This window comes from Chitinimonas arctica, assembly GCF_007431345.1.
Taxonomy (GTDB): Bacteria; Pseudomonadota; Gammaproteobacteria; order Burkholderiales; family Chitinimonadaceae; genus Chitinimonas; species Chitinimonas arctica.
The window spans coordinates 3,779,136-3,800,335 of sequence record NZ_CP041730.1; the positions used below are offsets into that span (position 1 = coordinate 3,779,136).

Here is a 21,200-nt window from a genome sequence, read left to right on the forward strand (position 1 = left end):
CCGGCGCACTCGATCGTACGCCGGCGCGCTTCTGCCTACCCGCGCTTGACGGCCTTGGATTGTTTGAGCGTCGGGACTTGGTCCTTTTCTTCTTTGGTACGCATGCGCCCATCCCTTAAGTCTTGGCTATATGGATAGACTACATGTCCGTGGCCGTTCTTTTCGGTCACTTTGGGAGACGAGCCGAAATCGCGAATGGGTGCGTAAGCTTTATCCACCCTGGATTGAGCGGGGTCGTAAGAGCAGATGACTACGCCTTCGTCATACCGAACCTCGTCCACCTTGAATAGCTTTCCTCCAGTGTGTTTCGGAATGGTCACGTCGCCTTGCTTGACCACGGCAGGTTCGATGGCCTGCCCCAGCTTCTTGTCCAACTGTTCCATGGCGCCGCGCCAGATATCGTTGCTGCCAGTCATGGTTTGCAAGGCGCGCTGGTAGAGTGCGGTATTGGAGTCGCGGGCGTGCCCCTTGTCGAATTCCGCCAGCAATTCATTGCCTACGCCGCCGATGTCGCGGCGTGCGGCCGGGTAGAGCGCCTCGAACATGGAGTGGTACTGGTTTTCGACCATGAAAGCCGCGTTGATCAGGATAAGGCTCTTTCTCGCCTTGTCGCTTAGCGCTTGGCCGCCTGCGGTTTCCAGGGCGGGAAGGGCCTGGATGATGTCTCGCGTCGTACCCGATATGCCGCCCGTGAATGGCAGGTCGCGCTCGCCCATATAGTTCGAAGCAATCTTGTTGCCCTCCGTGAAGGCCGGCGTGAAGGCCGCGCTGCTGCGCATCTTGTCGAAAGGGAGCCCGTTGGCTTGCGCTGTCTGGTTGAGCAAGGCGCTGTAGTCGATTCTCTCCTCGCGATTATTGACGATGAGTTCGGGCGTCTTCTGGCCCTGGGGCGTCATTTCAGGATGCGGCTCGAATTTCAGGTCGATCTTTTTTCCCTCATTGATGTCCTGCGCCACGATGCGCAGACAATGGCAGAATAGATTGCCGCCGACGCGCATCGATTTATCGTCTTTCGCATTGGCGAAGTTCTCGAGCTCCTCAAACAGCACCTTCGCATTGATTTCATTGCCCACGCCCTTCAGTGCAAGCAGGTCGTTCTGGATCATCTTGTTCTGTAGCAGCTTTTCGGCCATGAGCGACGTATGGACGTTGTCCCGCAAGGTCGAGCCCAAGCGCTCGATGTTCGCGGTGGTTTCTTCAACTTTCTTTTGTCTTCTGTCAACTTCTTCAAGTATCTGGCCCACGTCGGTGCCAGCCGCTTTACCTTTGTTCAATGCTTTTTCGATCTCATCCAACTTCTCTAGCGATGTAAGCCACTCATCTACCGTCTTCCCTGCCTTCTCGTAACCACACTCGTTGCGGAGATAGTTCGTCAAGGCCGTGGCTATCTGCGCCGGTTCAAGCAGAGGGTAGCGCAGCTTGCCATCCTTATCGAGCCACCCATCCACCTCTTTATCCTCGAGTTCAGCTGCCGGCTTGCTTTGTTTCTTGACCAGCTCGGCTTGGCCGTTGACCCATTTGTCAAACCTTTTCTTAAATTCTTCCGTATCCTCCTGGAGGATGCGTTTCTTCAGGCTCGCGGTGATTTCCTTCCTGTCGAGCGAAGCATCACCCATGATCTGATAGGCGATGGCGCTCTCCACCAAAGCGCGAACCTGGTTGTTGCCGTGCTTGTCGCGTTGTTCGTGGGATGTCAGGCTGGGCGCCGGTGTCACCAGGGCGCCAGGCGTGAGATGGTTGACTTCCAGCAGCTCCGCAAGCTGCTGCTTCAGTATGCTTCTCTCGAACTGCCCCAGTACCTTACCCACGGGTATTTTCGTCCAATCTTCCGTGCTGCTGGCATGCGAGCGCACCGACTCGCTGTCGCTGTCTCGCGAGCTGGTGGACCCGTCTAAGCTGCTGCGGCCGCTGTCGCTGTCGTAACCCAGACTGGACGCGCTGTCGGATGTTTGGCGTGTGTGGGAGAGTACCTGGGAACGCCCAGCCGTTTGCTGGAGTGCATCGAAGAATGAATTCATTCGATGGACCTTCACCATCTGCTCGCTATGCGTGCTGAAACCCCAGCTCTTGTCACTCTTGGTATGGAAAATCGTGGCATCTTTGCCCAGCAAGCGAACGGCGGGGCCGTCCTGGTTGGCGCGATAGCCCAAATTCTCCATGAACTTATTGAGGTCGACATGCGTTCCATCGACAGCGGTATTGCGCAAATGCAGGTTATGCTTGAAGGAAATGGTTTCGAGCGATTTAGGATCGGCGTGGTCGAGCAGCGACTTGAGCAGTTTGCTTTGCTGACCTTCCACATTCTTTAGCACCATCGGGCCTCCCCTGTTCGAGGTGAAGGTTGCGACGCTGGTTTTCAGGCCGAACTGGTTCGGCGTTTTGACATCTACGTACATCAACTGCGGCTGCTGCGAACCATTGTCCTCTTCATGGCTCTTGCCGCCTTCGGGCACGGCTTTTTCCAGCCATTCCTCGACGAATTGCCGGTTCACCTCGATCGACCGTATCACGGGAACACGGTCCTCTTTGCGGGCTTCCGCATTGCCCCGGTTGTTGTCGAGCTGATACTTTTGCAGCCAAGCCAATGCCTTGTAGGGTGTACCCACACCGATCCAAAGTTGGTCGGATAGCGCCGCGACTTGACCGTTTTGCAGCTTTAAATCCTTGAACCTGCTTCCCTCATCGGTTGGGGCGACCACGGCCATATAGACCCGCACCTTATCGGTGTCGCCCATCGAGAGACCGCTGAACTTCATATTCGGCTGATTCAGTTCGGTGTCTTTTCGCTCGGCTTTGCTGTGCTGCTCCGACTCGGTAAAACGTTCTTGCAGTTCCTTCAGGTGGCCCAGCTCGCTGTGCCGTTCGGCCAGATAAACTTGCTCAGCCGCCGACAGCGGTTCAGAGGAGCTTTCCAGTTTACCGACCAAGGATTGGATGTACTCACGCCGCTTGGTGATATTCAGGCCTTCGGCTTCCTCGCTTTCGGCGGCGACAGACTTGGCGATAGTCAGGTCGATATCCTGAATGACGCCAAGCTGTTCGGAGACCCGGTTGGTATATTCCTTTAACTGGTCGTCGTCCAGGCCGAACCATGGGGTGCGATTCTTGGCGTTGGGGCGGTCCTGGCTCTGAGTCTGGTCTTGGACCTGATTCTTCTGCACCTCCGGCGGCCGGCGCTCGTCGATGATTTCCTTGAGAAGCGATTCCAATTGTACGGCGTCGTATTGGTTCGGCATTGCGTCGTTCCTATTCCATTCCTATTTACGCTCCCGCACCGGCGGGGCGTTCTTCTATGTGGTGCTGCGCGTGTCGTTTCGATTCGGTAGGCGTGTTGGTCTGGACGATGAATGTCCTCGTGCATGGTGACGATGAGCGGGTTGCGTTTGCTTGGGAGAATGCCGGGCTGGGCCGGATTTCGCGTTGCGCCGCCGGCCAGCTTGTCGATACAGCGACGAGAGGCTGCAATGCCCAAGCCCTGGGCGGTAACAGGTGGAATGCGGGCCGACAGAAGGCGATGCGCAGGGATGGGTCGTTCACTTGATCGCCGAAGCCGGCGCGGCCTTTCGCGTCGTGACCTGCCATATCCTGGGTTTTCGTGGTGCAGCCATGGGGGGCAATCAGCTATCGGGTACTCGGCCATAAGGCGATGTCGGCCGACCATGGCGGTGGACTTCAATCAGCCTGAAAGGCGCATGCCTAAAGGGATTGGCGGCTATTTGCCTGGCGCGGCATCCTATACCTTTTAAGGAGCATGAACAACGCTCCCGCCTCGCCGGTTCCGGCGAGGAAGGTGCCGAGCAGTTGAAATTATCGAGAGGTATGACTATCAGGCCAGCACGCCACTACCGTCCACGATGATGGTTTGCCCCGTGGCATAGCGATTGGTCATCAAATGGACGTAAGTTTGCGCGAGGTCCTCCGCCTCGCCGACACGATCCACCGGCAGGGCCGCACCCGCTCAGCCGAGGAATGCGAGTTCTACGAAGCCGAAGCCCTGCGCGACGGCTGGAGCGTGCGCCAGCTGGATCGGCAGCCAGTCCCACACCCGCGCCCTGCTGTCAAAAAACAAACGTGTCATGCTGGAAAAAGGCAGCCAACCCGAAGCTGGTGATCTCGTTTCTCCAGACGAAGCGATCAAGGATCCCTATGTTCTGGAGTTCCTCAACCTCAAGGACGAATATTCCGAATCGCAACTGGAAGACGCGCTGATCCACCGGCTGGAAGACTTCCTGCTCGAATTGGGCGGTGATTTCGCTTTTGTTGGCCGCCAACGCCGCCAACGCCGCCTACGCATCGGCGAAAGCTGGTTCCGCGTCGATCTGCTGTTTTTCCACCGCCGCTTGCGCTGTCTGGTCATCATCGATTTGAAGCTAACCCTTCCGCAGCGGAAAATTTATGGTTCCCGTCACACAAAATATGACGGGAACCATAAAATTTCCAAGGGCTGGAACCATAAAGTTACCAAGCCCTTGTCTGCTGAACTCGCATTTCTTGTCTTGGACTCCTCGCTCAGCTTCACCATTGCTGTATCGGCGTAAAGCCGAACATGCCATCGCCTAATCGCTCGAGTTCACATCAAAGCCCGAATGCGGAAGCTCTCATAAAGCGATCGGTTTCTACCTCATTTTTTTCCGTGTCGCCGTCTCGCTCAATACGTTCACCCCCTGCGCCATTGCAGGTGCGGAAGGTGAAGCTTCCCAATGTAGCTCGCCATGCAACGCCGGCGCTACATAGTCACAGTGCTGCTCAAACCGAGCATGCAGGGTCGTCAAAGTGTCACCCACATAGACCACCTTATCAACCACAAACCAGCCGATCGATTTATTGCAGCCTGCACCATTGGCGGACCACGTCAAGCCCCCGAACGCCCGATTCTGGAAAGGGATGCGAGCCACCTGGTCATAGAAGCCTGTCTGGAACTTGTTCTGCCCTATCATGGACTGGAATTCGCCACGCCAATCGCCCACATCCGTCTTACTGGAATCTGCAGATAAACGGAAATAAGCATCATTGTTCATAGGCGTAGACGTGCTGGCAAAGAACTGGGTGTCTTTGTCGGTCATCAGCGCAGTCTTGCCTTGGCCAATCGGGTCACCCAAGTCGGACGCTACATACAAATAACTGCCGCTGGTTGGCAGAGCGCCTGTCGGCGCGCGCCATAAACCAGCAGGAATTGCGGCTGGTCCCGCCGGCTGCTGCGTATCGTTCGCCAACCATCGAATTTCGCCCCGCATCGCACCAGGCTCGTTTCCGCAGTGCTGCTCAAAACGCATACGCAATTCGACAAGCTGACCACCAACATAAGTCGCCTTGTCGACAACTATTCCCGACGTGGCCTCGTTGCAACCACGCCCATTGCCACCCCAGCTGAAACTTCCGCGCGCAGGGCTTGAAGACGTAGTGATACCTGCGTAGTAACCGGCCTGAATCTGGCTCGAATTGGCCATCGTCTCAAAGCGTCCATTCCAAAGCTCGTCACCGCTCACGCTCACGGTGACTGCGTTACCGGCGGCAGTGACGGTGATCAAGCTATTCAACACTGTGTAAAGATAGGAAGGCTGATCACCGAGAAAGTCGCTGCGGTCACGCACCAGGTAAATATAATTACCGGCGCTGGGCGTAGCGTTCGACGCTGGACGCCAGAACAGCGACGGAGCAAGCGGTGCCGGTCCAGCAAAGTTGTCCGGTTGATCTGCCCTCCAATGCAACTGGCCATGCAGCAGCCCGCTATCGTTGCCGCCACCGAATTCTTCAAAACGCAAATCGAGTGCTACCACTTTACCGTCGACATAGCTGATGCTGTCGATAACAACCCATGCTTGCGGCGAGAATTGCCCGTAGCTGCCAAGTGAAACGGTAAATGCGCCACCGTTGAGATTGGCGTGGTCCCCTGCAAGAAATCGGGTTTGACCTGGCTTGAGGTTCAGGCTGCCATTCCAGTAGCGGCTTCCGTGCACACTGAATGTCAGGCGACCGCTTTGCACATCAACGCCAAATTTGGCGGTCGCACTGGTTTGCAGGTCGATCAGACCTTTTCCCAGAGTCTCGCCGATATCACTCTGCATGTAGAGATAATTTCCGCTGGCCGGCAATGCTGCCGCTGGCGCCCGCCAAGAGCCCACTGCGGTATTGCCCGCGACAGGTGGAAGTGGTGTCAGGGCAGGATTCTTCCAATGAACTACACCGCGTAGCGCGGCAGTGCGTCCCTCACAGTGCTGTTCGAAACGCAGATCGATCGCCGACACCAGGTTAGTACTCGTCGGGTCGAACGCCACTGAATCGACGACAAACCATCCTGTGGACCTGCTACAGCCCCGTCCAACGCCAGTCCAGCTTAAGCCGCCCTTGACCGGGTTGTGGAAACGCGAGCCGTGTACGCCTGGATAGTAACCGGGTTGCAAAGTATATGAGCCGGTCATTCCCCGCAATTCGGCCGACCAGACTTCGCTCCCCTGAATGGCAATGACCATGTTAGTGACATCGCCAGAGACTGTAATACCGGCATTGCGCTGATCATAGCGATAGGTCTTGCCCAGGCCAACATAGTCGCCGTCGTCGCTCTCAAAATAGGCATAGTTGCCGGTACTGTTGGCCACCTCAGCGGGGGGGCGCCAGAGCGAGGCTGGTGCCGGTGTCACTGGTTGCGGCGGCTTGCTCAGATCGTCAGCGTAGAAGGTGATTTCACCATGCAGGGCTGCGGCAGCACCATCGCAGTGCCGCTCAAAGCGAATCTTGATTTCGCTAAGTCGCGCACCGGCATATTTCACGCTATCAATACTGAACCAACCGTATGAACTGAAGCACGCTCTCCCCTCGCCGAACCAGGTGAGACCGCTTTTGCCCCAGTCCATACCATCTTCATATCGAGGGACGTCGGCAACCATGCCGGGTTTGAGTTGAGTTTGCTCGGTGCCGCCGGTCTGGAATACACCAGTCCAGGCTTCATCACCTTCTACTTGGACAACCAGCCGATTGCGTTCACTGGTCACCGAGATTTTTGCATTGGTCAGGCTGTAGGCATAGTTTTGCCCCAGGCCAATCGCATCGCCAGCATCGCTTCGCAGGTTAATTGTTGTCAGCCTGGCCTCTACCGGGGGGGTGTTACAGGCGGTGGTACGCTGCTCCCGCCATCGGAGGCACTTCCGCCACCACAGGCAACGAGGAAAAAAACGAGACACAGGGAGAATGCGCTAGCGATAGATCTGTAATGCTGGCGAAAACTAAACAGCAGAAAGCGGGCGACAGTCGTGCGCATGGCAGTGGCGCAGGCGAATGGCCTGCGTTCCTCATCAAATCGGGAGTTGTGCAGAACCAGGACCGGCCGCGAGCGGCGGCGGGTTGGTGGGAGGGGGCGGGCGACGGATTAGACCGGTCGCCGGCAAAAGGGCGCGACTTTACCTGAGGCGGGCAAATGAATGCAAGTGCTTGCTATTATTTAGATATCGAGCAAATGCACTGAAAAATGCTGCTGTGCAAGACGGGGCGTGGGTTTGCGGGAGAGGCGCCGTTGATTGGAACTGTCAACTTACCCGACGGTACCTAAAAATCAGCCGCCTCACCAAATTTCACGGGCCAGTCGGCAGAGCCTCATGCGGGTGCGGGGTACGCTGGCTTGAGCGGTCGCTATCGCCGTATCAGGCGAAGGAAGCCTTGGAGTAAATTTCCAGGGCTATGCGCATATCAGAGGCAAACCGCTCGTAGTCGAAGGCCTTGGGAATGCGTATGCTCGGGTTATCCAAGCGCTCTAATAACGCGGCACACCACAGCTGCCGAACGGTCTCGTCGTCAGCAAACTCGATGACTGCGGGATCAAACGCTAGCGCAAATCCAAGGTACTTCACCTTTTCACCCGTCAGCATGTTTGTATAACTACCGCACTTGTCGTTGACCTTCCTGAATTTTTCATTCTCCAGGGGATCTGAATCCACCGCGACAGCTACCACGACGAATTGCGCTATGTTCGCTCTGTACTCCTTGTCGAAAAAAGTGGGTGTAGTGGTCCAGGTACAGGTACTTGCAGTCGGCGAAAATCTCGGTCAAGTGTGGCATTGGCGCATTCATACGACTTTCCTTGGCCAGGCATCGTCAAAACGCTCAAGGACAGTGCCTGTAGCGAAAAATCCGCCGTCCCAAAGCTCAAAGGTCACGCCGGGCCAAACTGTTGACACATACAGTTCCGGCGCAATGACAACGCAATCGACAACCGTCGATTCCCCTGCGTGAAATGTTGATGGCGCCTTGGCCCACATGAAGATTGTATTCAGGCTATCGACTCCGTCCATCGCCATGGGGACGCGGCGATGAACGTCTTCTCCAAACATAAACCACCGCCTCCATTCCGGGGCTGTGTGTTCCTTGAAATGAAACTCCAGTCTTGCTGTGAACTGTGGGGCAGGTCGCATAGGGTATATGTGTCGCGAGAGTAGGGCTGGCTGCGGACAGCGTATGTGGCCGATTGTACCCAAGCCCACGATGGCAACTTTATGCTTCCCATATGGTTCCACTTCACGCCTGAAGCGGCAACTTTATGGTTCCAGGTGCGAATTCGCGGAATCATAAAGCTGCCGTTTTGTAAAAAGCGAAGCATAAAGTTGCCATCCGGTTGGCTGATACGAATGCGGAGGCGTGACCTTGCGTCGGGTCGCTGAAACCATTGTGCAGCCTGGCTTTTCGGCTTATGCGGGACTGACAGGAAGAGGGCTGGAAGTGCAGATTCTTACGGGACTTGTAAGAAATCGAGGGTAGTTAAACCCAAAAAGGAAGCATAACCCTTCCGCAGCGGAAAATTTATGGTTTCCCGTCACAAAAAATTTCGCTAAGCCCTTGATTATTGGCGGAAGCGGTGAGATTCGAACTCACGGTAGGCTCACACCTACGGCGGTTTTCAAGACCGCTGCCTTAAACCACTCGGCCACGCTTCCAGCTACTACTTCCCCCGATTTCACGCCTTGCGCGCGGGTAGGGGCTTCGAAAGAGGCAGGGATGCTACCGCAACCGCTGCAATTTGACCATGCCTTCGCTCACAACGCTTGCAACTTTGCGGGATTGCCTTAATCTCACCCTCTGAGACAAACAGTTTTTTAAAGGAGTTCCTTATGCAAACCCAATGGCAATCCGCGACCTATGACAAAGGGATGGACCTTGCCGTCGGTCGTCACAAGGTGCTGCGCAATACTTATATGTTGCTGGCACTGTCCATGGTCCCCACGGCACTGGGTGCCTGGATCGGCATGTCCATGCAGTTCATGGTGCGCGGCTGGATAGGCTTGCTGCTGTTCCTGGGCGTCAGCATCGGCGCGTTCTTCGCTATCGAGCGGACCAAGAACAGCCCTGTGGGCGTGGCGATCCTGCTGGCCTTCACCGGCTTCATGGGCCTATGGCTGTCGCAGTTCCTGCAAGTTGCCCTGCACTTCAGCAATGGCGGCCAGATGATCGCCATGGCGGCGGGCGGCACGGCGGCGATCTTCGCCACGCTGGCGACCGTGGCTACTGTCAGCAAGCGGGATTTTTCCTTCCTGGGCAATTTCCTCTTCGTCGGACTGATCGTCATGCTGCTGGCGGCGGTGGCCAATATCTTCCTGGCCATACCGGCGTTGACCATGGCCATTTCGGTGGTCGGTACGCTGATCTTCTCGGCCTACATCCTCTATGACGTGAGCCAGATCGTGCAGGGCGGCCAGACCAACTACATCACGGCCACGCTGCAGCTTTACCTGGACATCTACAACCTGTTCGTCAGCTTGTTGAATCTGCTGATGATCTTTACGGGTGAAAAAGAATAACTATCGGGCAAGCTCGATAGGGCAAACGAAACGCCACGGTTAACCCCCGTGGCGTTTTTGTTTCGTACCGACGTCAAATCGCGGTGGCGCCCGCCCCCAGGCCGCTGGCAATCGCCTGGACGGGCGGCTATGCTTGGCCCGGTCTATAATTCCCGCAGGGATGCCGCATATGAAATCGCCACTTGCCACCGCTGCGCTCGACCAGTTGTTCGTCGAGGCGCGTACCTACAATTCTTTTTCTGACCGCGCCGTGGACGATGCCACTTTGCAGGCGCTGTACGACCTGCTCAAGTGGGGGCCGACCAGCGCGAATTCTTCGCCGGCCCGCTTTGTATTCGTGAAGTCGGCGGCGGCCAAGGAAAAACTCCGGCCGGCGCTGTCCGAAGGCAACCTGGCCAAGACCATTGCGGCGCCGGTCAATGTGATCGTGGCGTATGACCTGGAATTCGCCGAACAGCTGCCCAAGCTGTTCCCCCACGCCGATGCCCGCAGCTGGTTTGCCGGCAACGATGCGCTGATCCAGACCACGGCTTTCCGCAACGGCAGCCTGCAGGGCGCTTACCTGATGATGGCGGCCCGCTCCCTGGGGTTGGATTGCGGTCCCATGTCCGGTTTCGATAACGCCAAGGTGGACGCCGCCTTCTTCGCCGGTAGCAGCATCAAGTCGAACTTTTTGATCAATCTCGGCTACGGTACGGCTGAGGGTCTGTATCCACGCAGCCCGCGGCTGGCCTTCGAGGAAGCTTGCCGCATAGAGTGAACCGCCTTATGAGATAGGTGCCGCACCGTCATGGCAGATAACAAGAAACCGCAGTGGGATGTGTGGAAAGAGCTGGACGAGTGGCGCCAGCGCTACAAGGAACTGTCGCCCCTGTTCGCCAAGGTGGGCGTGGCGCCCGATTTCACCCAGACGATCAACCTGCTGCGGCTGGATCTGCAACGGCGCCCGCCTGCGTCGCCCCTGAACACCGGTGAACGCGACAAGGATGCGCAGGCGCAGGAGGAGTACAAGCGGGCTTTTACCTCCCACTATGAAGATATCTTCTTCAAGGTGGAAAGCGCGCTGCGCATGCCTTGGCCGCCGGAGGCCCAGTACCTGGTGCCGCCTATCCTGGAGGAGCTGGAAAACCTGCGGCGGGCCCTGGTCAAGAATCCCTTGGTATCGCCCCCCATGGAAAAGCTCGATGTACTGATCGAGGAATACGCCGATCTGGACAAGATGGATGAGCGGCTGGATAGGTCCACCATTGCGGCGCGGCGAGCCGAGTTGATCGATGTGCTGGGTTTCCCTTTGATTGTCCGACGGCAGCTGGCTCATCCGGAGTGGGAATTGCTGCCGCCGCTGGCGAGCGACAGCTACCGGCAATTGCTCAGCACCAAGATGGAGCAGTATCGCGGCACCCCCTGGCTGCAGACCAAGCTGTTCGACAAGTGGTTTATCGCACTGGAGTTCGACGCCATCTGGGCCAGCCTCAAGCGAGATGCCAATGACCGCGAGCGCATCATCAGCCAGCTCAAGCTCAATTGGCCCAAGCTGGGCAATTGGGCGCCGGATTTTCCCCATGCCGATCTGGTCTGGTATCTGCTCTTGGTCCTGATCAGCGTGATCGCCCTGTTTGCCGAGTGGTGGTGGACGGCGGCCGGGCTGATCATTTGGCTACAGCTGTCGGTCATCATCGAAAAACACCATGCCCAGCTGGTGATCAAGCGTCGGCAGGCGCTGCTGCTGGAGTGCGGGCGTTTCAAGCGGATACGCGATCAGATTTCGTCCGGCAAGTTCGATCCGAGCACCGTGTTGCGCCAGCTCAAACAGTTCAATTTCCGGCACTATGTTTCGGAGCAAGGCATGTTGCTGTTGCAATCGATGTCCATGGTAGGGGGCTTCTGAGCGCGCGCTTTGTTACCATTGCTTAGCCGAAGTTCCCCCTGCGGCAATAATTACTCGCTTGCGGCGGCATGTCGGCGCATTGTGGACGTCCGTGTCCGGGCGTTGCCGCGCTGGCGATAGGCACTGCCGCCGTCTAAAGTAGATGTGCATAAAACTCGCCCGAGGTCCGGATGAAACCGCTATGTATCGCGCTTCTGCTTGCGCTCGCTTTTCCCGTATACGCGGCGGAAACGCTTAAATTCTCGATTCGGCAATACCGGGTCGAAGGAAATACCGTGTTGCCGGATGCACGCCTTCAAGCCACGCTTCAGCCCTTTACCGGGGAGGAGCGCGATTTCGCCGATGTGCAGCGGGCGCTTGAGGCGCTGGAAGGACTCTATCGCAAGGCTGGCTTTGGGGCTTTGCAGGTTTATCTGCCGGAGCAGGAGCTGAACCAGGGCACCGTGCTGTTCAAGGTGGTGGAGCCTCGCCTCGGCCAGGTGCGGATCGAGGGCAATCAGTATTTTGGCGAAGGCAATGTCCGCCGCTCGCTACCGGCACTCCGCCCCGGCGAAATCCCCAATACCGCCGAGATGGCCGCCAATCTGCGCCTGGCCAATGAGAGCCCGTCGCGGCGGGCCACCGTCACTTTGCAATCCGGTACGACCCCGCAATCGGTCGATGCCGAGGTCAAGGTCAGCGACGAGAAGCCCTGGCGGGTGTTTTCCAGCCTGGACAACAGCGGCACCCATGAAACCGGCGATACGCGCCTGTCGCTGGGTTTCCAGCATGCCAATCTATTCGATCGCGACCATGTGTTGACCGGCCAGCTCACCACGTCGCCGGAGCGTCCCAGCAAGGTCAAGATATTCGGCGCGGGTTACCGCCTGCCATTTTACGAGCGGGGCGATAGCCTCAGCCTGTTCGCCGGTTACTCCAGCGTGGATTCCGGCGCCCTGCAGGGACTGTTCAATATCAGCGGCAAGGGCTCGGTAGCGGGGGCGCGCTATAACCAGGCCCTGGATAGCCGTGGCGCCTACCAGCACAAGCTGGTGTGGGGACTGGACTGGCGTCGCTTCGATACGCAGACGACCTTTGGCACGGGCGGACGGCTGCCGGGTAGCCGCTATATCGTGCGGCCGGTCAGCCTGGCTTATCAGGGCCAATGGCAGAACAGCACCTGGTCGCTGGATTTCAACGCGGCCGTGGCCCGTAACCTGCCGCAAGGCGCCGATCTGGGACGCGCCGACAGCACTGGCGTGGCGCCCTCCGGCCGGGTCGGCGCCAAGAGCCGCTACAGCGTTGGTCGCTTTGGCGGCAATGCCTATTTGACCCTGCCGGCCGATTGGACCGGGCATCTGGCCCTGAATAGCCAGTTCAGCGGCGATGCCCTGCCATCGGGCGAGCAGTTCGGCCTGGGGGGCGCCAACAGCATCCGTGGCTACGAGGAACGGGTGCTGGCCAACGATAAGGGTGTTTCGTTCAACCTGGAGGCCTATACGCCCGATATGGGCAAGCGGCTGGGTTGGCAAAATCTCAGCCTGCGTATGCTGGCATTTTATGATTGGGGCCGGTTGACGCGTAACGACGCGCTGGCAGGCGAAACGGATAGCGTAGAACTATCCGGTGCGGGGGTGGGGATAAGGCTGGGCTGGGGCAAGCATGCCTCGGTTCGTTTAGATATTGCCAAGGGTTTGAAGGACATTGCCGGACAGGACAAGAGCGATACCAAGGCTCATGTCTCCGCCATTGTTTCCTACTAGATACATAGCGTACCCGCCGCTGAACCGAAATCCGACCATTCCGGCGACCCGTTCGCCTCCGCCGTGTGGCGGAAGGAGTCAATATGAGTAATATGCGCCAGCCCCGTTTCGTGCTGAATTCGCTCGTCCTGGCGACCCTTGCCTGCTACTGCCCCACCGCGCTGGCCAACCCCGCCGGCGCCACCGTGGTGTCCGGCAGCGCCAGCGTTCAGCAGCAGGGCAACCAGTTGCTGATCGCCAATACGCCTGGCGCCATCATCAACTGGTCGTCCTTCTCCATCGGCCAGGGCGAGTTGACCCGCTTTGTGCAGCAGGGTGGCGACAGTGCGGTGCTGAACCGGGTGATCGGGCAGGATGCGTCCCAGATCCTCGGCCAACTGCAATCCAATGGTCGGGTATTCCTGATCAACCCCAATGGCATCGTGTTCGGCCAGGGCGCGCAAGTCGATACCGCCGGCTTGGTGGCTTCCACGCTCAATATCAGCGATCAGGATTTCCAGTCCGGCCGATTGCGCTTCCAGGGCGGCGAGGGCGGTTCCATCCGCAATGCAGCCCATCTCAATACCAGCCAGGGTGGTTTCGTCTATCTGATCGCGCCGGCGATTGAGAATAGCGGCGTGATCGTGTCGCCTCAGGGTGAGATCGTATTGGCGGCCGGCCATAGCGTGGAATTGGTCGATGGCGTGGATACCAGCCTGCGCGTCAAGCTGAGCGCGGATAGGGGCGAGGCCGTCAATGTCGGCCAGTTGATCGCCGAGCAAGGGCGTATCGGCATCTTCGCGGCGGCCATTCGGCAGCAGGGGGTGGCCATCGCCAACCGGGCCGAACGGGGCGCGGGCGGGCAGATCGTCTTCAAGGCCGGATCGGATATCACCCTGGCCGCGGGTAGCCAGACCCGCGCCCAGGGCGGCGAAGTGAAGGTGGACGCGGGCCGGCGGCTGCAGGTCGATGGCGACGTGGATGTGTCGAACCAGTCCGGGAAGGGCGGTTTGGCCAGTCTGTTGGGTAACGATGTCAGCGTCGATGCCCTGATCGACGCCAGTGGCCGGGACGGCGGCGGTAGCATCCTGGTCGGCGGCGATTTCCATGGCGCCAATCCGGCGGTACGCAATGCCCAGTTCACGGCACTGGGCGAGAAGGCCAGGCTTAACGCCGATGCCGGCGGACGGGGCGATGGCGGCACGGCGGTGGTCTGGGCCGACCAGCGCACCCATGCGCTCGGCAAGGTCAGCGCCAGGGGGGGCGCGCTCGGCGGCAACGGCGGCAATGTGGAAATATCGGGCAAGCAACAGCTGAGTTTCCAGGCCGATGTCGATACGCGCGCCGCCAAGGGCAAAGTGGGGCATTTACTGCTCGATCCCGCCAATTGGACCGTCTGCGCCAACGTGGGCCCGGGTTGCGATCAGGATGTGGGCTTTATCACCGGGGCGACAACGAATGTCACGCTGTCGGTTGCCAATCACCTGATCTTCGATTCCAGCGTGGGCACGCAATCGCTCGCCTATGATATGACGCTCGAATCCACGGTCGGCGACGTCAAGCTCAATCCCTCCGTCAGCCTGACGTCCGGCGGCGTGATGAAGCTGATCGCCTTCAACCAGATACTGCTGGACAACGCCAGCTTGAGCGGCTCGCAGGTCGAATTGCACGCCGGTTCGGGCGGGATCAGCCAGACCGGCACCATCAACAGCTCGGTGGTGAAGCTGACCACCGCGGGTGGCGATGCGAGCCTGAGCGGCCTCACCAGCGGCAGTGGCTCGGTGAGCCTGGATGCCACCCTGACGGGCAGCGGCAATACCTTGTCGGTGGATAGCGGTGTGACGCTGATGCTGGCTGGCCTGAGCTGGAACGGTACGGCCAACCTCACGGTGGCCAACGGCGGTATCAGCCAGAGTGTGCCGATTACCGTCCAGCGTCTAAACGCCATGACGTCGGGCACATCGGGCGCGGCCACCGATATCTCGCTGGGCATCGGCAGCAACCAGATCGATGAATTGCAGGCACAGATCGACTGCAGCGGCGGCGGCTGCTCGCGGTATATCAATGTGGGGTCCAGTTCGGCACTGCAGATCGCCGGCACGGGGGTGACCAACAATACCTCGGGCTCGGCAATACTTACCGGCAGTGGCGGCATCTTCCTCAACGATGCCCAGGTGGCGGCGCCCAGCGTGACCTTGTTGGCACCGGGCAATGCGCTGACCTCGACCGGTACCTCGGGCGTGGTACGCGGCAACAATATCTATCTGCAGAATAACGGCGAAGGCGGTTACACCGGCAGCGTCGGCACCGAGGCCTCGCCATTCAAGATTGCTTCATGGACCGGGACCGCCAGCCAACTCTATCTTTCCTTCGGCGGGGGCGGGCTGAGTTCGGTCGATCTGGTCAGCAGTCACGATATCCAGCTGTATACGCTGGAGCTGAGCGCCAATGCCCGTCTGTTCCTGCAGTCGGCCATGGCGGTCGATACCTACAATATCGCCTCCATCAATACCGGCACGTCCGATCTGACCCTGAAAAGCCTGGGCGGACTCTTGACCCTCAGCCCGAGCGCCAATCTGTCCGGTCACAACGTTACGCTCGGCAGCGGGGCAACGACGCCTTTCACCACGGGTAGCCTGGTGCTGACGGCCACCGATATCGCCAAGCTGGTCACCGGCGGTACGCTGGACATCAGCGCGGCCAGCGCCATTTCCGGCGTTAACGGCGTGCTGTTCGGCGCGGGGGGCGACGCTACGCTGCAAAGCGCGGTCAGCAGCTCGGCCGGGAATGTCATCCTGGCCACCTCCGGCAACTTCCATCGCATGGGTGCGGGCGCACTGGTGCCGGGCGGCGGCGGACATTACGAGATCTGGTCGACCAACCCTACCCTGGATACCCTGAACGGGCTGATCCCGGATTTCAAGCAATACAATGCCATCGCGGGCACCAGCACGGTGCTGGGCAGCGGCAATGGCTTGCTGTATAGCGTGGCGCCTACCGTGACTGTGGGTTTGGGCGGTTCGACCAGCAAGGGCTACGACGGCACCACCGCGATCTCGACCACCGGCATCACCTATACCGCCACGCCCGATATCGCGCTGGGCGATATCTTCACGCCGACCGGGACCTCGGCGAGCCTGGCGGACAAGAATGCGGGTTCCGGCAAGTCCGTGACGGTGTCGGGCATCGCCGTGACGGCCAAGGATGGCAATAATGTGCCTATCCTCGGCTATCAATTGGCCTCTACCAGTGCCATGGGCAATGTCGGCATGGTCAATCCGGCGAGTTTGTCGGTCAGTACCGGCAATGTCAGCAAGGTTTACGATGCGGGCATCAGCGCGGCTGGTACAGCCGTCGTCACCGCCGGTACCGTGTACGCCGGCGATAGCGTCAGCGGCGGTACCTTTGCCTTTGCGGACAAAAACGTCGGCAGCGGCAACAAGACGGTCCATGTCAGCGGCGTGACCGTGGGCGATGGCGTGAACAACGCCAATTACACGGTGAGCTATGTGGACAATCTCACCAGTACCATCTCGCCACTCTCGGTTTCCTTGTCCGGCGTGCTCGCCAACGATAAGACCTATGACGGCAATACCACGGCAACGATCAGCAGTTTCGGTAGCTTGAGCGGTGTGCTCGGCGGCGATACCGTCGGCATCAGCGGCGGCACGGGCAACTTTATCGACAAGAACGTGGGCACCAACAAGGCGGCCACCATCATTGGCCTGACACTGACCGGGGCGGATGCGGGCAATTACCTGTTCAATCCCGCCGTCAGTACCACCGCGCAGATCACGCAGAAGCACCTGGCCCTGAGCGGCACCGTGATCGACAACAAGGTCTACGACGGTAGCGACATGGCCAACGTAAGCAGCTTGGGCAGCCTGACCGGTATCGTCGGCGCCGACGTGGTCAGCGGCAGCGGCGGCTCGGCCAGCTTCGCGGACAAGCATGCCGGTTTGGCCAAACCGGTGACCCTGAGCGGGGTGACCCTGAGCGGTACCGATAGCGGCAATTACAAGATTCTGGCCGCCGTCGTCGGCAACGCCGACATCACGCCCAAGAGCCTCACACTGAGCGGTGTGGCGGTCAGCGACAAGGTCTACGACGGCACCAATGTCGCCGCCATCAGCAGCCTGGGCAGCCTGAGCGGAATTATCGTCGAAGATGACGTGTCATCCAGCGGCGGCACTGCCACCTTTATCGATAAGCATGTCGGTACGGGTAAGAGCATCAGTGTCAGCGGCTTGACGCTGAGCGGCATGGATGCCGGCAATTACACCTTCGCCGGTTCGGTTTCCACCAGCGCGGCCATTACCCCGCTGACGGTACAACTCAACGGGCTTTCGGTGGCCAACAAGGTGTATGACGGGACCACGGTCGCCTTGCTGGGCAATCCGGGTAGCCTGAGCGGCACGATAGCCGGCGACGATGTCAGCGCCGGTGGGCTCGATGCCAAGTTTGGCGACAAGAACGTGGGTGCCGGCAAGGCGGTGACCGTGAGCGGTGTGATTCTGAGCGGCGCCGATGCGGGCAACTACCTGGTCACGCTACCCAGCGGATTCAGCGCCAACATCACCCCGGCCACCCTGACCCTGGGCGGCAGTGCCGGCGGCAATACCAAGACCTATGACGGCAATACGCTGGCGACCCTGAGCAATTTCGGCACTCTCGAAGGCCTGGTCGCGGGCGATGCGGTCAATGTCACCGGGAAAGGCGAATATGCCGACCGACACGTCGGCATCGGCAAGGCCATCACGGTCACACAGCTGGCGCTGGCCGGACAGGATGCCGGTAACTACACCTTGGGTACCAGCAGCCTGCAGGCCAGCGGCGAAATCCTGCGCCTGGCTTCGGTGAACTGGGTGGGCGGCAATAGCGGCAGCTGGGGCGAGGCGGCCAATTGGACCGGCGGGGCGATTCCGGATCGGCAAAACGTGGCGGCGGTAGTGCTGCCCGTCGGCGTGACGGTCAGCTACGACGCGACCCTGCAGGGCGATACCAAGTTGGAGCAATTGAGCGGCGGCGGTAATGTGGCGATGTCGGGCGGACAGTTGGCGGTGGCATCTTCCGCCAATGTGGGCGGCTGGCAGCAGAGCGGCGGCAGTTTCAGCGCGGCCGCACTGACCGTGGCCAATAGCTTCCAGCAAACCGGCGGCAGCATCGCGCTGTCCGGCGGTAAATTGGACGCCAATCAGAGCAGTGGCGGCATGCTGGTCGGCGAGATCACCGCCGGCCAGATCAGTCTGACTTCGCAGGGGGATATCCTCAGCGGCATCGGTACCGGCAACACCTTGCGGGCGGATACCGCCAGCCTGACCGCCGGCGGCCGGGTCGGCCTGCCCAGTACCAGCCTGAATAAATTGCAGGTCGCGGCGGTGGGGAATGTGGACCTGGTCAATTCTCTCGCGCTGAGCGTGCTGTCGGCCTCCTCCAGCAGCGGCAACATCAAGATCGAAGCGAATGGCGGTCTCACTACCGTGGACACCGTGGTCGCGGCCGGTACGATAGAGCTGATCACCCATAGCCCGATGCAGATCGGCAGCGGCGGTATCCAGGCCGGCCAGGGCATTGCCTTGCGTTCCGGCGAGAATACCGGCGACGACGATATCACCCTCAACGGCAATCTCCAGTCCACCACCGGTGGTTGCGATATCACTGCCGGCGGCAGCATCGCCCAGAATGGCAATATCGGCCTGGGTGGCAATGGCAACGTGAATCTGAAGGCGCTCACCGGCGGTCTGACCATGGCGAACGGCGCGGCCACTTCGACCAATGGCGGCGGCATCGCCTACCAGGCCGTGGGTGATGTGGTGCTGGGCTACCTGGATGCGGGTACCGGCTCGGTAGCCGTCAGCGCCAGCCAGGGCGGTGTGCTGTCGGCAGCGGCGGGGCTGACCAACGTTCGCGGCGGCCAGCTGAATGTGAATGCGGGCGGCAAGATCGAACTGGGTGCGGATGTGCCGGCAGGCCAGCTGAAATTGACCAGCGCCATCGGCAACAGCGTGGTGCGCGACCGCAACGGCGTTATCCTGTCGAACGATGGCGGCGTGCCGGTCAGTACCGACCAGGCCCAGACCCAGACCATTACCGGTCTATCCAATGTGGGCACCCAGATCAACGACGCGGCCGAGGTCAAGGACGACCAGCAGCAGAAGATCGATCAGCAGTCGGATACCAAGCAAAAGACGGATAGTCAGTCGGACGATAAGGCCAACGGGAGCAGCGATGAAAAGCGCAGAAAAGCCAAGAAGTGCTGAGCCGGGCCGTTACGGTCCTTTGATCGCCCTGCTCAGCGTGCTGCTGTTGGTGCCCGCCTATGCAGCGCAGGCTGGTACGGTCACGCAGCTGGCGGGCGTGCTGACGGCGCGCAAGCTGGATGGCGGCGTGAAGATATTGGGTATGCAATCCTTGGTGGATAGCGGCGACACCCTGGCAACCGGGGTGAACACCTATGCCAGGCTCAAGTTCTCGGATGGCGGCGAGCTGACGCTGCGTCCCAATACCCAGCTGCGTATCGACGATTACAAGTTCGACCAGGCCAAGCCGCAGGAAGACAATGCATTTTTTCGGTTGGTGAAAGGCGGTTTGCGGGCCGTGACCGGGCTGGTCGGAAAACGCAGTGGCGTCGATAGCTACCGCATGGCCACGCCGACGGCTACCATCGGTATTCGCGGCACCAATTTCGGCCTGTTATTCTGCCAAAAAGAGGAAAGCGACTGCGACGACTACCGCAACAACGCCGGGGTCGCGCCGGGCGACGGGCTCTACCTGGATGTGGCGGAAGGGCGAATCACCGCCAGCAACGAAGGCGGCCAGCAGGAATACGCGGCTGGCCAGTTTGGTTTCGTCGCCACCACCACCAGTCCGCCTATCGCGCTACCGCCCAGCAGCGGCGTGCCGATTGCAACCGATAAGGGCACTAATAAGCCGATCGAATCGGTGCTGGGGAATTCGGTCAATCAGAAGGATTTCGAATGTACGGTTGATTGATATCGCGCCGCGCCGCTTATAGGCGTCGCGGTACGCCGTCCGCGAATATCACCAGTTCGCCTGCTTCCATGCGCGTCCACTGTTCGTTGTCTGTCAGCGGCTGGGTGGCAATCAAGGCTACCCGGTCTTTGGGTGTGGTCAGGGCGTTGAAATCCACACTGACGTCCTTGTCGATCAGATGGGCCTGCCCAAATGGCGCCTGCCGCACGATGTAGTGAAGGTTGGTGGCGCAATGGGCCGCCAGCCAGGTGCCGTTGGAGAGCAGGAAGTTGAGCGAGCCATGGCTGGCCAGTTCCGGAACCAGTTCAGCCAGGGCAGCATGCAGTTCGGCCTGGGCGGGCTCGGTGGGGAAGCGTTGGGCCAGCCGTTCCAGCAGCCAGCAAAAGGCGTATTCGCTGTCGGTATCGCCCACCGGCTTGAAGCGGCTGCCGTCCAGTTCCGGCAGGGTCTTCAGGTCGCCGTTATGGGCAAACAACCAGTAATGGCCCCAAAGTTCGCGCAGGAAAGGATGGGTATTGGATAGCGATACCCGGCCCACCGTGGCCTTGCGGATATGGGCGATCACATTGGTGGACTGGATGGGGTAGCTGCGAACCAGCTCGGCAATGGGCGAGCAGCTGGAGGCTTGCCAGTCGATAAACAGGCGGCAGCCGCGTCCCTCGAAGAAGCCTATGCCCCAGCCATCGGCGTGGTGGTCGGTTTCGCCGCCTCTACGGCGGAAACCGTCGAACGAAAAGCAGATATCGGTGGGCACATTGCAATTCATGCCCATTAACTGGCACATCGATTTATTCCTTGATATGGACCCTGACCAGA

The 21,200-nt window shown here is 59.5% G+C and carries 12 protein-coding genes and 1 tRNA gene; 7 read left to right on the plus strand and 6 right to left on the minus strand.

Annotation, left to right across the window (positions count from 1 at the left end):
• Positions 1-35: 35 nt before the first annotated feature.
• Positions 36-3,236: a hypothetical protein gene (locus FNU76_RS17240; protein ID WP_144279335.1), complete on the minus strand. Its 3,201-nt coding sequence runs from the start codon at positions 3,234-3,236 to the stop codon at positions 36-38.
• An 840-nt stretch (positions 3,237-4,076) separates the two neighbouring features.
• Here FNU76_RS17240 and FNU76_RS17250 point away from each other — a divergent pair.
• Entirely contained in the window at positions 4,077-4,538 is a 462-nt protein-coding gene (locus FNU76_RS17250; protein ID WP_308418567.1) for a PDDEXK nuclease domain-containing protein, read from the plus strand.
• A gap of 78 nt (positions 4,539-4,616) precedes the next feature.
• On the opposite strand, the gene FNU76_RS17255 is transcribed toward FNU76_RS17250, so the two are convergent.
• From FNU76_RS17255 to FNU76_RS17270, 4 genes are all read right to left on the minus strand, one after another.
• On the minus strand, positions 4,617-7,178 hold the full coding sequence (locus FNU76_RS17255; RefSeq protein ID WP_144279336.1) for a hypothetical protein: 2,562 nt from the start codon (positions 7,176-7,178) through the stop codon (positions 4,617-4,619).
• 456 nt (positions 7,179-7,634) lie between these two features.
• The gene (locus FNU76_RS17260) at positions 7,635-7,943 is read right to left on the minus strand and encodes a hypothetical protein (RefSeq protein WP_144279337.1); all 309 of its coding nucleotides are present in this window, start codon (positions 7,941-7,943) and stop codon (positions 7,635-7,637) included.
• A gap of 114 nt (positions 7,944-8,057) precedes the next feature.
• Positions 8,058-8,321: a hypothetical protein gene (locus FNU76_RS17265; RefSeq protein ID WP_144279338.1), complete on the minus strand. Its 264-nt coding sequence runs from the start codon at positions 8,319-8,321 to the stop codon at positions 8,058-8,060.
• Positions 8,322-8,831: 510 nt separating this feature from the next.
• Positions 8,832-8,921 (minus strand) — tRNA-Ser (locus FNU76_RS17270).
• Between the two features lie 174 nt (positions 8,922-9,095).
• On the opposite strand from FNU76_RS17270, the gene FNU76_RS17275 reads away from it, so the two are divergent.
• The 6 genes from FNU76_RS17275 to FNU76_RS17300 all read left to right on the plus strand — a co-directional run bounded on the left by FNU76_RS17275 (position 9,096) and on the right by FNU76_RS17300 (position 20,384).
• Positions 9,096-9,782, plus strand: coding sequence for a Bax inhibitor-1/YccA family protein (locus tag FNU76_RS17275; RefSeq protein WP_144279339.1), 687 nt, complete (start codon positions 9,096-9,098; stop codon positions 9,780-9,782).
• 169 nt (positions 9,783-9,951) lie between these two features.
• Positions 9,952-10,542 carry a malonic semialdehyde reductase gene (locus tag FNU76_RS17280; RefSeq protein ID WP_144279340.1) on the plus strand — a complete coding sequence of 197 codons (591 nt, stop codon included), beginning with the start codon at positions 9,952-9,954 and terminating at the stop codon, positions 10,540-10,542.
• 30 nt (positions 10,543-10,572) lie between these two features.
• A complete protein-coding gene (locus FNU76_RS17285) occupies positions 10,573-11,670 on the plus strand; it encodes a hypothetical protein (protein ID WP_144279341.1) in 1,098 nt (365 codons plus the stop codon).
• A gap of 170 nt (positions 11,671-11,840) precedes the next feature.
• Positions 11,841-13,412 carry a ShlB/FhaC/HecB family hemolysin secretion/activation protein gene (locus tag FNU76_RS17290; protein ID WP_144279342.1) on the plus strand — a complete coding sequence of 524 codons (1,572 nt, stop codon included), beginning with the start codon at positions 11,841-11,843 and terminating at the stop codon, positions 13,410-13,412.
• Positions 13,413-13,495: 83 nt separating this feature from the next.
• Entirely contained in the window at positions 13,496-19,651 is a 6,156-nt protein-coding gene (locus FNU76_RS17295) for a YDG domain-containing protein (protein ID WP_144279343.1), read from the plus strand.
• Positions 19,620-20,384 carry a FecR family protein gene (locus FNU76_RS17300; protein ID WP_179958163.1) on the plus strand — a complete coding sequence of 255 codons (765 nt, stop codon included), beginning with the start codon at positions 19,620-19,622 and terminating at the stop codon, positions 20,382-20,384. Before FNU76_RS17295 ends, FNU76_RS17300 begins: the two co-directional genes overlap by 32 nt.
• Before the next feature lie 16 nt (positions 20,385-20,400).
• Here the strand turns inward: FNU76_RS17300 and FNU76_RS17305 are convergent, their stop codons facing one another.
• Positions 20,401-21,168, minus strand: coding sequence for a class II glutamine amidotransferase (locus tag FNU76_RS17305; protein WP_144279345.1), 768 nt, complete (start codon positions 21,166-21,168; stop codon positions 20,401-20,403).
• Positions 21,169-21,200 lie beyond the last annotated feature (32 nt).

Excerpts from the sequence above, each read along its gene's own strand:
- FNU76_RS17240 (WP_144279335.1), bottom strand. The coding sequence starts at position 3,236 with ATGCCGAACCAATACGACGCCGTACAATTGGAATCGCTTCTCAAGGAA.
- FNU76_RS17250 (WP_308418567.1), top strand. The coding sequence starts at position 4,077 with ATGCTGGAAAAAGGCAGCCAACCCGAAGCTGGTGATCTCGTTTCTCCA.
- FNU76_RS17265 (WP_144279338.1), bottom strand. The coding sequence starts at position 8,321 with ATGTTTGGAGAAGACGTTCATCGCCGCGTCCCCATGGCGATGGACGGA.
- FNU76_RS17275 (WP_144279339.1), top strand. The coding sequence starts at position 9,096 with ATGCAAACCCAATGGCAATCCGCGACCTATGACAAAGGGATGGACCTT.
- FNU76_RS17280 (WP_144279340.1), top strand. The coding sequence starts at position 9,952 with ATGAAATCGCCACTTGCCACCGCTGCGCTCGACCAGTTGTTCGTCGAG.
- FNU76_RS17285 (WP_144279341.1), top strand. The coding sequence starts at position 10,573 with ATGGCAGATAACAAGAAACCGCAGTGGGATGTGTGGAAAGAGCTGGAC.
- FNU76_RS17290 (WP_144279342.1), top strand. The coding sequence starts at position 11,841 with ATGAAACCGCTATGTATCGCGCTTCTGCTTGCGCTCGCTTTTCCCGTA.
- FNU76_RS17295 (WP_144279343.1), top strand. The coding sequence starts at position 13,496 with ATGAGTAATATGCGCCAGCCCCGTTTCGTGCTGAATTCGCTCGTCCTG.
- FNU76_RS17300 (WP_179958163.1), top strand. The coding sequence starts at position 19,620 with ATGAAAAGCGCAGAAAAGCCAAGAAGTGCTGAGCCGGGCCGTTACGGT.
- FNU76_RS17305 (WP_144279345.1), bottom strand. The coding sequence starts at position 21,168 with ATGTGCCAGTTAATGGGCATGAATTGCAATGTGCCCACCGATATCTGC.